Below are 12,340 nucleotides of genomic sequence, written 5' to 3'. Positions count from 1 at the left end.
GCGAAAGGCACGTTACGACCTGAAACCGCCGCACGTCCACGTCCGTGGAACATGCAACTGACTCGTGACGCGAGCGAGCGTGCTCGGGGTGTGACAGAAAACGCACTCGTGGCGCTGTAGGGAGTACGGGCCGCCGCGCGGCCCGTGCCGCGCGACGGCCGGGGCCTCTCCTGTGGGGGGTGGCGGCCCCGGCCGTTGCTTTGGCGGCAACGAGTTACCCGCCGTCTGCGGCCCTGGTGTTCTCAGGCCTCGCCGAGTTCTCGGCCTTCGCGGACTTCTCGGGCTGCGCGGAGTTACCGGGCGTCGCGGTCTTCCCGGCATCGGGACTGTTCCCGGCCTTGGGACTCTTGTCCGCCTGCGGAGTCCTGTCGGCGTCCTCCGCCTTGCTCTGACCGAATGCCGCGCAGTACGCGGCGACGTTCTCCTCGCCGCCCGCCGCCGTGACGAGCCGTTGCCAGGCGGTGGCGTCCATCGCCTTGCCCCGCCCATGGACCTGCTCGTAGGCACGGCAGTGCGCCTCGGTGTCCTCGGCGTTCGCGGGACGGTTCCGATCGGCGTCGTCCGTGGCGGACGGGGTGACGGAGTGCTCGCCGGAGGGGCCCGCGGTCGCGGCGGCCGACTGCTGCGGACGCGCCGCACCGCCGTCGCCGCCGTCAGCGCCGGAGCCGATCGCGGCGAACGCGGCCCCGCCCAGCGCGAGGCCGCCGATCAGCGCGGAGAGCGTGACCCGCAGCGAGCGGGCGGTGTGCCGGCGGGCCCGGGGCCGCCAGTCGTCCCGGCGCCGGGTGCGGACGGCCTGGTGCGCCCCCGCGTCCCGGGCGTCCCGGAAGGCGGCGATGGCCCGAAGCTCGCCCTCGCTGCCCGCGTCGGGACGGTCGCCGGGCTCGCTCAGGGCCTGGGCGAGCAGCGCCTCCAGCCCCGGCGGGCCGACGACGGCGTCGTCAGGGCGCGCGCGCCGACGGCCGTGGCGCGCGCCGTCGTTCAGCCGTTCACCCATGTCCGTTCCCGTCTCTGTCCCATCCGCCCGATCGGACCGTCCGACCAGGCAGCCGCGTCCGCCACCGACCCTTCACCGATCCATACGGTCCGCGGTCGTCGGCGTTCACGTCGACTCACCCAGCGTCCGGGGCCGGCCATCCGTCACACCTTCGCCGGTCTCACCGTTCGCGTCCGCGACGCCCAGCTGGCGGGCCAGCCGCTTCAACCCCCGATGCGCGGCCGTACGCACGGCGCCCGGCCGCTTGCCGAGAACGCGGGCGGCGGCAGGACCGTCCAGTCCTACGACCACCCGCAGCAGCACGGCCTCCGCCTGGTCCTGCGGCAACCCGCGGACCAGCTCCAGGGCGTGCGCGGTGGAGAGGGACTCCAGCGCCTGGTCATGGGTGCTGTGCGGTCCGGGCAGGTCCAGGACGGCGTCCTGCTCCAGCACCGCCGAGCGTGGCCGGACCCGCAGCCGACGCAGGTGGTCGAGGGCCCGGTGCCGGGCGATGGTCGCGGTCCAGCCCCGGAACCCGGCCCCGTCGCCGCGGAACCTCCCCAGGTCCCGGGCGATCTCCAGCCAGGCGTCGGAGGCCACGTCCTCGGCGTCGTCGCCGACTATCCCTCGCAGGTAGCCGAGCAGTCCGGGCTGCACGATCCGGTACGCGACGGCGAACGCGGTCTCGTCGCCGTCCTGGGCCCGTGAAACCGCCGCGCCCAGTTCCCCGTCGTACGCGTGCGCGCGCCGGGGTTCGCCTCCCTGGCCCAAGACTGTCCTCGTTCGTACGGAGTTCGTTGCGGGCGCGCGACTCCCCCGCCGGACACCCGGTCCGGATGCGGCCACGCCCCCACGGTCATCAGCGCCGGGCCGCACAGAAGTGTCACAGCGCATGGACATGCCACCGGATGCGGCGGGCGCCACCATGCTCAGGCCGCCGCCCGCCGGGCGCGCCCGTGGAGGGTCAGATAGAAGGTCCGCAGCGACTCCTGCGCACCCCCGGTCTCGAACCGGTTGACGACCTTCCCGAGCGGGTTCCAGACCCGGCCGTCCGCCATCCGCACCCCGACCGACTGCCCGAACCAGGCACGCTGGTCGGCGCCGAGATCCACCCACACCCCGCCGGCCCGCCGCACCAGCACCTCACCGACATACGCCCCGAGCCCGACGAGCGTGTCGTGCACCCGCTCCCGGTCGGCCCCGCCCTTGCGCACGCCGTCAACGAGGAAATCGACGACCCGCAGACTGGCGACGGAGTAGTCCAGCGGCAGCCGCTGCCGAGCCGTGACCCGCGCGACGAACCCCGCGGCACACCCCCGCATCCCCTGCGCGTCCGGCGTCCACGCATCCACCCTGCTGCTCATCGGACCCCACCCCTCCACTCACTCCACAAGAACCGGATTGGCTCTCCGCTGTCCCAGCGGATGCCGGCGCCCGAACATCACGGGTCACAGGGGTGTCACTCGTCACACCGAGCGCTATTGAGGTGGGGGGCGAAGTCCGGGCGCGCTCCTGAGCCGCGGCGAGTTCGCACCACACGATCTTGCCCCGGCCGCCGAACCGGGACATCGGCTGCCGGTGCCACAGATCCGGGCGGGCCCGCACGATGGCAAGCCCCCGCCCCGTCTCCGCGTCCCCGAACTCCACGAACCTCCCCGGCGGCTCGGGCGGCTCGGGATCCGCGTCCCACGCCCCGATCTGCAACACCCCCGCCGCCCGGCGTGCCCGCAGGGCCGCAGGCCGCGTCTGCGGTCGAGCTGCGCAGACTCCGCGAGACGGCAGGGTTCAGCGCCCGCGAGGCAGCAGCAATGCTCGGCGTGAACTTCCCCGAGGCCCTGAAGCAGACCTCGAACCCGGACGACTGGGCAGCCGGGCGGAGTCTCCCACTCCCCGCTACCGCCGCCCCCGCATCGCGTCCCTGCACAGCAGTCGCAGGGAGCCGTGGCCGCCGAAGCAGCGGTGGGCCTCGTCGAGGGGCTCCCAAAGACGTCCGTCGGGGGTGCGGACCCAGTGGTCGCCGCCGGCCGTCCACCACTCGGCGCCCGCCTGCCGGACGATCACCTCACCGGCGTACGCCCCGAGCCCGCGCAGCGTGTCCTCCGCGGCCGGGTGCGGCGTGTCCTCGCGGCGCAGCTCCTCGATCAGCCGGTCGACACGCCACAGGCTCTGCGCGGAGAAGTCGAGGTGCGGGCGCACACCCTCGCGCACGGCGGCCACCGCCTCCGCCGCCCACCGCACCGGTTTGGCCGCGGCGGAGGGTCGGGCTGCCGGCTGTCGCGCCTGCTGAGCCACCTGGGTCTCCGGGGTCTCCGAAGTCGCTCGAGTCGTCCACGTCACATACTGAAGAGCGACGCCCGGCCATGATCCGTCACTCGGAACCGGGCCCTCCCCGAGACCCGCGCAGGACCGACCCGCCTCCGCCGCACCTCGGGCACAGAAGTGATACTTCCGTGCTCCCGCACGCTCCTTGAGTGATGAGCGCGTACCTCCGGCTCCGCGCCGTACCGCCTTCGGCACTGCGCAACAGCGCGACCTGGCTGCGGAAGCTGTTCGACGATGACAATGGCAACGACCATGACGGCGATGACAAGGACGTCGTGCGGAACCGGATGAACCGGCACCTCGCGCAGACCCTGGACGGCCGCTACGGCGACCATCAGTTGCTCTACACCGACGCCCATGTGGTGCTCGGCGGCGAGCGGGTGTACCCGGCCGGTTCGAAGGAGCCGCCGTTCGTGGTGCTGACCGTGGCCCAGGCGGCGCGGGTCGCCACGTTCCTGACGGAGAGCGACTTCGACGACCTGTGGCGGCCGGCCCGTGCCGAACTCCTGCCCCGCTACGGCGGCGCGGCCGAGGAAACCCGCACGCGGGCCGCCTTCGCCTCGGCGCACCGGGAACTGACGGCCTTCTACACCGCGACCGCGCGACACCGGGACGCGGTCGTCAAATGGCTGGTGCCATGAGCCGGGCCCTCACTCGCGGTCCGGTCCTCACCCGCGTCAGATGCTCACCTACGTCCACGGGCCCGCCGTGACACCACCGCGCGCAGCACCCGGCGCCCCTCCGTGGACACCTCCAGCGCCCGGCGCAAACCAGCCGCGCCGTGGCCGGCGAGGATTTCCAGGACAGTGACCTGGCGGCGCAGTTCCGCGGCGACGAGCGGCGACATGCCCTCCGTACGGCCCTCGCGGCGGGAGTCGACCGGGGAGGCGTCCTCGGCCGGGTCGAGGAGGCGGTGTATCTGGAGGGAGGCGACGGAGCAGGCGTCGGCCCAGAGCCGCACCTCGGCGGCGCAACGGTCGGCCGGGGCGGCGGCCAGCATCCGGCGGACCAGGAGCACGGCCTCGTCACCGTCCTCCCCGTCACCGGACTCCAGCTTGCCGCGCGCCTGGTCCAGGAGCTCTCCCCAGTCGGCGGCGTCGGAGGCCTCCGTGAGGTTGCCCCACAGCGGCCGCAGGATCTCGTCGTCACCCCCGAGCAGAGGCACGCACCGATCCAAACAGGCCAACCCGCTGGCAGCCAGTCCGCGTTCGTCGGCCTGAGCGATCAGTTCCACCAGGCTCATCCACGCCTCCCTCGCCAGGGCGCCTACCTTACGGAGCCCGCACTTCCCCTTACTGCGTGCGACGTGCCAGGAGTGTCACAGGAGGGCATTTCAGCCAACCCGGCGAGCGGTCACCACACTGCCCGGGATTCAGCCCAGCCGGTCCGCAAGTGCCCTGAACTGCGTCCAGGTCAGCGCCGGCGTCCTGGCGTCCCACAGCTTCTGGGAGGTCGCCCGCAGCGGCATCCGGATCCCTGCCGCGACCTGCGCCTGCGTCTGCGAGTTGGCGAGGTCGCACCAGACCGAGAGGGAGCCGCCGAGGATCTGGGCGTCGTACTTCGCGGCCACCGGCGTCTTACCGCGCAGGACGCGCGGGGTCCACTGCTCGTAGATGCGCTGCCCGGTCGGGTAGACGAAGGTCTGCGGCTCCCCGAGGACGTAGTACAGGTACTCGTCGTTGTAGTTGAGCACCTTGCGCCCCGCGCTCAGATACTCCACCGGCTTCCGTGCCCCGATCTCCTTGCCCGTCCAGTACGCGACCACGAGGTCGGAGGCCGGCTTGACCGTCGTCCCCCGGAAGAAGCCGTCGTTCCACACCCGCATGGTGCGGTCGTGGGCGCGGACCGTGTCGGCGCGGTCGTTCAGCCAGCCGGTGGCGAGGTCGGCGACGCCCGCGCCGGAGCCGTACCGGGCCGCCGCGGCGGAGGCGAGCTGCGGGTAGGAGGCCGCCGGGTTCGAACGCGTCAGGGCCTGGTACTCGTCGCCGCCGAGGTGCCAGTAGCCGCCGGGGAAGACGTCGGCGTACTCGTCCAGCAGGTCGTCGAGGAGGCTCGCGGAGTCGTCCTTGGAGATGTCGATCGCCCCGCGGGTCGCCACCCCGCTCGCGTTGCGCAGCTGCAGCTCGGGGTGGGCGGCGAGGACGGCGCCCAGATGCCCCGGCGAGTCGATCTCGGGCACGACGGTGATGTGCCGGCTCGCCGCGAGGTCGACGATCTTCTTCACCTCGGCCTTGGTGAGGTGCCGCTGGGCGACGATCTCCGGGTGGGTGTCGGACTCGATCCGGAAGGCCTGGTCGTCGGAGAAGTGCAGCCCGAGCTGGTTGAACTTCAGATCGCCGAGCTCACGCACCCGGTCCTCGATCCAGGCGGGGCTGAAGTACTTGCGCGCGATGTCCAGCGTGAACCCGCGCTGTGGCTTGGCCGGCTGGTCGCGGACGACGCCCTCCGACGCCGTCCCGCCGCCGTGCACCTCCTGCTTGAGGGTGCGGGTGCCGTAGAACACCCCGCTGTCGGAGGGCCCGCTGATGGTGACCCGCCCGCCGCGCACCGTCATGGAGTACGACTCCGGGTTCGCGCCCTCGTCGTCGTTCAGCGCCAGCCGCAGGTCCCCGGCGCGGACGTCGTCCTTCTCCCCGGCGTACGTCAGCCCCAGCTCACCGGCGACCAGCCGCCCCTCGTCGGCGAGGTCGGCGTCGCTCACCACCACCCGGTGCCCGGCCGCCGGACGCCACCCCGGCCCGCGCGCCGCGGTGTGGGCGCGGACGGCGGGGATGGTGCGGGGGGTGGTGGAGAGGGCGTAGGAGCGGCTGGGCTTCGGGCTCACGGCCGGTGCGGCGGCGGCGTCACCGGCGGAGGTCCCCGAGGAGGTCCCGGCGGCGGCCTGCTGGGAGGTGGCCGACCCGGCGGGCGTCCCGGCACCGTCGCCCGACGAGGCCCACAGCCCCAGTCCGGCACCGAGCGCGGCGACCAGCCCGCCCGCCGTCAGCGCCCGCAGCACCACCTTCTGCTGCGGGGTGCGCTGCGACGTACGGTGCGGTTTCCTGCGTGGCGCGCGGCGCCGATGACTGTGCCTGCTCACTCCGCCAACCGTACGACCCTCGCCCGCCCGCGGCGCGCCGAAATCCGCGCGATGGTGTCTACGACACATTCCGAAACTCTCTCGTTCGAGTGAAATTCGGGCATCCGTCGGACACGTACTGACCGCTCTCGATAACGTGACGACACATCCTTCACTGCATCCCCTGCCACACCACACGTGACGCGAGGATCCACGCTGCCTGCGCACCGTCTTTCCCACCTCTCCGGCCGCCTCGCCATACCGGCGCAGACCCGGACCTCACCCGCACCCCTGCTGGACGGCTTCAACACCGCCCCGGCCGAAGAGGCCCACCACGCCCTCCTCACCTGCCTGCGCAGCCTCCGCTGGGCCCGCCGCCTCGCCGATCACCGCCCCTACCCGACCCTCGACGCCCTGCTGGCCGCGTCGGACGAGGCCGCGTACGACCTGACCCCGGGCGACCTGGCGGAGGCCCTGGCCGGTGAGACCCTCCCGCCCCTCCCGGAGGACGCGTACGGCGCGGCCCACATGGCGTTGAGCGCGGCACACGCGGCATACGAGGCAAGATTCGGACACGTGTTCGTCATCTGCCTGGACGCCGTCCCCGCGGCCGAGTCCCTGGACCGCGCCCTGGAAGCCATCCGGTCACGATTGACAAACGATCCGGAAGACGAACGGGTGATAGCGGCAGAGGAACTGCGACGACTGGCAAGGCAGCGGCTGACTGACGTACTCAGGGACGCGGGGCTGTGACATCTGCGACTCCGCCGTGGGGCGCGACCAGCCCAAACGGCGTCGCACCCGGCAGATAACAGGACACCCCACCCCAGATGCCGCCGTCGCTCACCCATACGCGTGCCAGTTTGATCACAGCGGTAGGCCCGCTGTAAGCCCAGCGCCAGCGGCTGGCTACGATGCTGGGGGCCGGTGGACCGTACCCGGCCGGGCCCGTCCGACACCGAAGCCGGCAGGCCCCAATCCCCGCTCCCGGAGGGTTCTTCCGTGCCGGCTGGAACGCTGTACCGCGGCCGGGAAGGAATGTGGTCCTGGGTGGCTCATCGAGTCACCGGCGTCCTCATCTTCTTCTTCCTGTTCGTTCACGTGCTGGACACCGCGCTCGTGCGTGTCTCCCCCGAGGACTACGACAAGGTCGTAGCCACCTACAAGACCCCGATCGTCGCGCTGCTGGAGTACGGCCTCGTCGCCGCCATCCTCTTCCACGCGCTCAACGGTCTGCGCGTCATCGCCGTCGACTTCTGGTCGAAGGGCCCGCGCTACCAGAAGCAGATGCTCTGGAGCGTCGTGGGCCTGTGGCTCGTGCTGATGCTCGGGGCCATCTACCCCGTCCTCGGGCACGCCGCTCGTGAACTGTTCGGGAGCTGACACCGATGGCCACCACTGAAACCACCGCTGCCGGGATCGGCCCCGTAGAGGGCGGCTCGATCTACAACGTGGACAACCCGGCGCCCCTGATCGAGGCCCCGCGCAAGCGCACGAAGAAGACCCCGAAGTCCACCCGGGGCAACTTCGAGATGGCCGCCTGGCTGTTCATGCGCCTGTCGGGTGTCGTGCTGGTCGTGCTGGTCCTGGGCCACCTGCTGATCCAGCTGGTGCTGGACGGCGGCGTCTCGAAGATCGGCTTCGCCTTCGTGGCCGGCCGCTGGGCCTCCCCGTTCTGGCAGGTCTGGGACCTGCTGATGCTGTGGCTCGCGATGCTGCACGGGGCCAACGGCCTGCGTACGGTCATCAACGACTACGCGGAGCGCGCGAACACCCGGCTGTGGCTGAAGGGCCTGCTCTACACCGCCACGGTGTTCACCATCCTGCTGGGCACGCTGGTGATCTTCACCTTCGACCCGAACATCCGCTAGGCGCACGGGACCGAGGGACTGAGAGAACCACTCATGAAGATCCACAAGTACGACACAGTCATCGTCGGCGCCGGCGGCGCCGGTATGCGCGCCGCGATCGAGTCGACGAAGCGCAGCCGCACCGCCGTGCTGACCAAGCTCTACCCCACCCGCTCCCACACGGGCGCCGCGCAGGGCGGCATGGCCGCCGCGCTGGCCAACGTGGAGGAGGACAACTGGGAGTGGCACACCTTCGACACGATCAAGGGCGGTGACTACCTGGTCGACCAGGACGCCGCCGAGATCCTGGCGAAGGAGGCCATCGACTCCGTCCTCGACCTGGAGAAGATGGGCCTGCCGTTCAACCGGACGCCCAACGGCACGATCGACCAGCGTCGCTTCGGCGGTCACAGCCGTAACCACGGCGAGGCCCCGGTCCGCCGGTCCTGCTACGCGGCGGACCGCACGGGCCACATGATCCTCCAGACGCTGTACCAGAACTGCGTGAAGGAGGGCGTGGAGTTCTTCAACGAGTTCTACGTCCTCGACCAGCTGATCACCGAGGTCGACGGCGTCAAGAAGTCGGCCGGTGTCGTGGCGTACGAGCTCGCGACCGGCGAGATCCACGTCTTCCAGGCGAAGGCCGTGATCTACGCGTCCGGCGGCTGCGGCAAGTTCTTCAAGGTGACGTCGAACGCGCACACGCTGACCGGTGACGGCCAGGCCGCCGTCTACCGTCGCGGGCTGCCGCTGGAGGACATGGAGTTCTTCCAGTTCCACCCGACCGGCATCTGGCGCATGGGCATCCTGCTGACGGAGGGCGCCCGCGGTGAGGGCGGCATCCTCCGCAACAAGGACGGCGAGCGCTTCATGGAGAAGTACGCGCCGGTCATGAAGGACCTCGCCTCGCGTGACGTCGTCTCCCGCTCCATCTACACGGAGATCCGGGAAGGCCGCGGCTGCGGCCCCGAGGGCGACCACGTCTACCTGGACCTGACGCACCTCCCGCCGGAGCAGCTGGACGCCAAGCTCCCGGACATCACCGAGTTCGCGCGCACCTACCTGGGCATCGAGCCGTACACGGACCCGATCCCGATCCAGCCCACCGCGCACTACGCCATGGGCGGCATCCCGACGAACGTCGAGGGTGAGGTCCTGTCGGACAACACCACGGTCGTCCCGGGCCTGTACGCGGCCGGCGAGGTCGCCTGCGTCTCGGTGCACGGCGCGAACCGCCTCGGCACGAACTCGCTGCTGGACATCAACGTGTTCGGCAAGCGGGCGGGCATCGCCGCCGCCGAGTACTCCCAGAAGGCGGACTTCGTCGAACTGCCGGAGAACCCGGCGGAGCTGGTCGTCTCCCAGGTGGAGCAGCTGCGGGCGTCGACGGGCACCGAGCGCGTGTCGGTCCTGCGCCGTGAGCTCCAGGAGACCATGGACGCGAACGTCATGGTGTTCCGCACGGAGCAGACGATCAAGACGGCCGTGGAGAAGATCGCGGAACTCCGCGAGCGCTACCGCAACGTCTCGATCCAGGACAAGGGCAAGCGGTTCAACACCGACCTGCTGGAGGCCATCGAGCTGGGCAACCTGCTCGACCTGGCCGAGGTCATGGCGGTCTCCGCCCTCGCCCGCAAGGAGTCCCGCGGCGGTCACTACCGCGAGGACTACCCCAACCGCGACGACGTCAACTTCATGCGCCACACCATGGCGTACCGCGAGGTGGGCGACGACGGCACCGAGACCGTCCGTCTCGACTACAAGCCGGTCGTCCAGACCCGCTACCAGCCGATGGAGCGTAAGTACTGATGGCAACCCCGACTCTGGACAAGGCGGACGCGGCCGGCACGCCCGAGCCCGGCTTCGCCGACTCGCCGTACATCACGGCCACGTTCCGCATCCGCCGCTTCAACTCCGAGGTCTCGGCGGAGGCGGTCTGGGAAGACTTCCAGCTGGAGATCGACCCGAAGGAGCGTGTCCTCGACGCCCTCCACAAGATCAAGTGGGACCAGGACGGCACCCTGACCTTCCGCCGCTCCTGCGCCCACGGCATCTGCGGTTCGGACGCGATGCGGATCAACGGCAAGAACCGCCTCGCGTGCAAGACGCTGATCAAGGACCTCGACCCCGCGAAGCCGATCACGGTCGAGCCCATCAAGGGCCTGACGGTCCTGAAGGACCTGGTCGTCGACATGGAGCCGTTCTTCCAGGCGTACCGGGACGTCATGCCCTTCCTCATCACGAAGGACACGAACGAGCCCACGCGGGAACGCCTCCAGACGGCGGAGGACCGCGAGCGCTTCGACGACACCACGAAGTGCATCCTCTGCGCCGCCTGCACGTCCTCGTGCCCGGTCTTCTGGAACGACGGCCAGTACTTCGGCCCGGCCGCCATCGTGAACGCCCACCGCTTCATCTTCGACTCGCGTGACGAGGCGGGCGAGCAGCGCCTGGAGATCCTGAACGACAAGGACGGCGTCTGGCGCTGCCGCACCACGTTCAACTGCACGGACGCCTGCCCGCGCGGCATCGAGGTCACGAAGGCGATCGCCGAGGTCAAGAAGGCCCTGATCACCCGCCGCTTCTGACTCGGTCTTCGGTACGTCGTACGTCTTCGTGGGCCCCGTTTCCCGGCTTGTGGCCGGGGGCGGGGCCCTCGGGCGTTCCGGCGCCACCATCGGGTGAACGTGATCAAGAGGGACACCGAGGTGGTGCCGTGCCTACGATGATGGTCTCGACACCGGCCCACGGGAGGCACCTGATGTCCGCTGCAGCCGTCGAGCGGCCTCACGGCGATCGTCCGCTCACCTCGGAAGCCATCCGACTCATGGAGCGCAACCCGGGCTACCGCGTCGAGATCATCGGAGGCCAGATCCTCGCGTCCCCGCCCCCGGACGGCCCGCACGGCGATGTCCTGACCGACCTCATGGCACCCTTCATGGCAGCCGGACTGCACGGTGTGGAATCAAGGCTGATCCAGGGCATCGGTCTCTGGCTGCCCTCCGGCGTCGAGGACTACGCGATCCCCGATCTCTCCCTGGTCGACGCCGACTACAGGGACCACTGCGTCGAGAACAACGCCTACGAGCCCATCTGCTTCCGTCTCGTCCTGGAGGTCACCTCCAGCAACTACCGGACGGACCTACGCACCAAGGTCGCCGCCTACGCCGAGGCCAAGGTCCCGGTCTACGTCATCGTCGACCGCAAACACCAACGTCTGCACGTGCTCACCGACCCCAACGAGGTCAAGTACGAGAACCACCGTCCCTACGCACCCGGCGAGTTGGTCACACTCCCGGACTCGCTCGGCGCGAAGGTCACCCTCGATGTGGCCGAGATCCTCGCGGTCGGCCGGTCGAAGGCGAGCGAGTGAGCCGGGCTCACCACGAGGCGTACCACTCCGGATCACCGCTGCCGAGCCGACGCCGAAGGTAGTCCTCCAGGCTGTTCGCCACCCAGCGACGGCTGTCGCTCTCGTGGTCCCAGACGAAGATGTCCGGGCGCTCGGGCTTGACGACGAAGGCGAACAGATCACCGCCACTGCTCTCCCCGAACAGCAACAGCGGATCGAACGGCATGTAGAGGCCCCGGAAGTCGGCCGAGCTCCTGAACTCGAGGTTCCGGTCCACGACTTCACCGACCGAGCCCACGATGCCGGCCCCGTACTTGTCGCGAGCGCCGTCCACAACCCGCCAGAATTCCTTGAGCGCGGCAGGCAGAGGATGCCCCAACACGACTTCAGCCGCCCGCATTTCCTGCTCACAGCCGGGGGTGGCAAGGTCCACATCCGCCGAGAGCGAGGAGATCAGCTCGATCCACATAGGGCCATCCTTCACAGATCCACGCCCCGCTCAACCCTCGTAGCCCCATCCGATCACGCGGCGACCCGCACCCTACTGGTGCTGGCCGAGGGGCCTACCTCGCACCACAGCAGCTTGCCGCCCTGCCCGAACAGGTCGCCGCCGAGCGGATAGCCACCCCACGTCTCGGCGTAGTGGCAGACGAGGAACAGCCCGCGCCCGCTGTCCGCCTCCGGCGGGGCAGGCAGGAGGGGAGCGGACCGCTTGTCGAAGGGCGGAGGGATGTGCGGGTTGGCATCCCAGACGCTCACCCTGAGTCGATTGTTCGCGAGTC

At 70.5% G+C, this 12,340-nt stretch carries 15 protein-coding genes and 1 pseudogene; 7 read left to right on the top strand and 9 right to left on the bottom strand.

The window, feature by feature from the left end; translation table 11 throughout:
- Positions 1-214 precede the first annotated feature (214 nt).
- The 5 genes and pseudogenes from OG289_RS31455 to OG289_RS31435 form a co-directional block, all read right to left on the bottom strand.
- Positions 215-997, bottom strand: a complete 783-nt coding sequence (locus OG289_RS31455; RefSeq protein WP_327317418.1) for a hypothetical protein — start codon at positions 995-997, stop codon at positions 215-217.
- A gap of 105 nt (positions 998-1,102) precedes the next feature.
- Complete coding sequence (locus tag OG289_RS31450) at positions 1,103-1,747, bottom strand: RNA polymerase sigma factor (RefSeq protein WP_327317417.1); 645 nt, start codon at positions 1,745-1,747, stop codon at positions 1,103-1,105.
- Positions 1,748-1,905: 158 nt separating this feature from the next.
- Positions 1,906-2,340 carry a hypothetical protein gene (locus OG289_RS31445; protein WP_327317416.1) on the bottom strand — a complete coding sequence of 145 codons (435 nt, stop codon included), beginning with the start codon at positions 2,338-2,340 and terminating at the stop codon, positions 1,906-1,908.
- A 151-nt stretch (positions 2,341-2,491) separates the two neighbouring features.
- Positions 2,492-2,722, bottom strand: a pseudogene (locus OG289_RS31440) (ATP-binding protein); the annotation flags it as partial.
- A gap of 147 nt (positions 2,723-2,869) precedes the next feature.
- Positions 2,870-3,268 (bottom strand): hypothetical protein, encoded by a 399-nt coding sequence (locus OG289_RS31435; protein WP_327317415.1) that lies wholly within the window; start codon positions 3,266-3,268, stop codon positions 2,870-2,872.
- A gap of 182 nt (positions 3,269-3,450) precedes the next feature.
- Here OG289_RS31435 and OG289_RS31430 point away from each other — a divergent pair, with 182 nt between their 5' ends.
- Positions 3,451-3,939, top strand: coding sequence for a DUF1877 family protein (locus tag OG289_RS31430; RefSeq protein WP_327317414.1), 489 nt, complete (start codon positions 3,451-3,453; stop codon positions 3,937-3,939).
- 44 nt (positions 3,940-3,983) lie between these two features.
- On the opposite strand, the gene OG289_RS31425 is transcribed toward OG289_RS31430, so the two are convergent.
- Both OG289_RS31425 and OG289_RS31420 read right to left on the bottom strand, forming a co-directional pair.
- The gene (locus tag OG289_RS31425) at positions 3,984-4,541 is read right to left on the bottom strand and encodes a hypothetical protein (RefSeq protein ID WP_327317413.1); all 558 of its coding nucleotides are present in this window, start codon (positions 4,539-4,541) and stop codon (positions 3,984-3,986) included.
- Positions 4,542-4,670: 129 nt separating this feature from the next.
- Positions 4,671-6,446 (bottom strand): beta-N-acetylhexosaminidase, encoded by a 1,776-nt coding sequence (locus OG289_RS31420; protein ID WP_442818982.1) that lies wholly within the window; start codon positions 6,444-6,446, stop codon positions 4,671-4,673.
- Between the two features lie 108 nt (positions 6,447-6,554).
- Between OG289_RS31420 and OG289_RS31415 the strand changes: the two genes are divergently transcribed.
- The 6 genes from OG289_RS31415 to OG289_RS31390 all read left to right on the top strand — a co-directional run bounded on the left by OG289_RS31415 (position 6,555) and on the right by OG289_RS31390 (position 11,579).
- Positions 6,555-7,109 carry a 2-oxo-4-hydroxy-4-carboxy-5-ureidoimidazoline decarboxylase gene (locus tag OG289_RS31415; protein WP_327317412.1) on the top strand — a complete coding sequence of 185 codons (555 nt, stop codon included), beginning with the start codon at positions 6,555-6,557 and terminating at the stop codon, positions 7,107-7,109.
- 249 nt (positions 7,110-7,358) lie between these two features.
- The gene (gene sdhC / locus OG289_RS31410) at positions 7,359-7,739 is read left to right on the top strand and encodes a succinate dehydrogenase, cytochrome b556 subunit (protein WP_078504082.1); all 381 of its coding nucleotides are present in this window, start codon (positions 7,359-7,361) and stop codon (positions 7,737-7,739) included.
- Positions 7,740-7,744: 5 nt separating this feature from the next.
- Positions 7,745-8,227, top strand: a complete 483-nt coding sequence (locus OG289_RS31405) for a succinate dehydrogenase hydrophobic membrane anchor subunit (protein WP_079660229.1) — start codon at positions 7,745-7,747, stop codon at positions 8,225-8,227.
- Between the two features lie 33 nt (positions 8,228-8,260).
- On the top strand, positions 8,261-10,015 hold the full coding sequence (gene sdhA / locus OG289_RS31400) for a succinate dehydrogenase flavoprotein subunit (protein WP_327317411.1): 1,755 nt from the start codon (positions 8,261-8,263) through the stop codon (positions 10,013-10,015).
- The gene (locus OG289_RS31395) at positions 10,015-10,794 is read left to right on the top strand and encodes a succinate dehydrogenase iron-sulfur subunit (protein ID WP_327317410.1); all 780 of its coding nucleotides are present in this window, start codon (positions 10,015-10,017) and stop codon (positions 10,792-10,794) included. The genes sdhA and OG289_RS31395 overlap by 1 nt, the downstream gene beginning before the upstream one ends.
- A gap of 173 nt (positions 10,795-10,967) precedes the next feature.
- On the top strand, positions 10,968-11,579 hold the full coding sequence (locus OG289_RS31390) for a Uma2 family endonuclease (protein ID WP_327317409.1): 612 nt from the start codon (positions 10,968-10,970) through the stop codon (positions 11,577-11,579).
- Between the two features lie 7 nt (positions 11,580-11,586).
- Here the strand turns inward: OG289_RS31390 and OG289_RS31385 are convergent, their stop codons facing one another.
- Positions 11,587-12,027 (bottom strand): SMI1/KNR4 family protein, encoded by a 441-nt coding sequence (locus OG289_RS31385; RefSeq protein ID WP_327317408.1) that lies wholly within the window; start codon positions 12,025-12,027, stop codon positions 11,587-11,589.
- 53 nt (positions 12,028-12,080) lie between these two features.
- The gene (locus tag OG289_RS31380) at positions 12,081-12,317 is read right to left on the bottom strand and encodes a hypothetical protein (protein WP_327317407.1); all 237 of its coding nucleotides are present in this window, start codon (positions 12,315-12,317) and stop codon (positions 12,081-12,083) included.
- Positions 12,318-12,340: the final 23 nt, after the last annotated feature.

The organism is Streptomyces sp. NBC_01235, from assembly GCF_035989285.1.
GTDB lineage: Bacteria > Actinomycetota > Actinomycetes > Streptomycetales > Streptomycetaceae > Streptomyces.
This window is presented reverse-complemented; position numbering and strand designations above follow the sequence as displayed.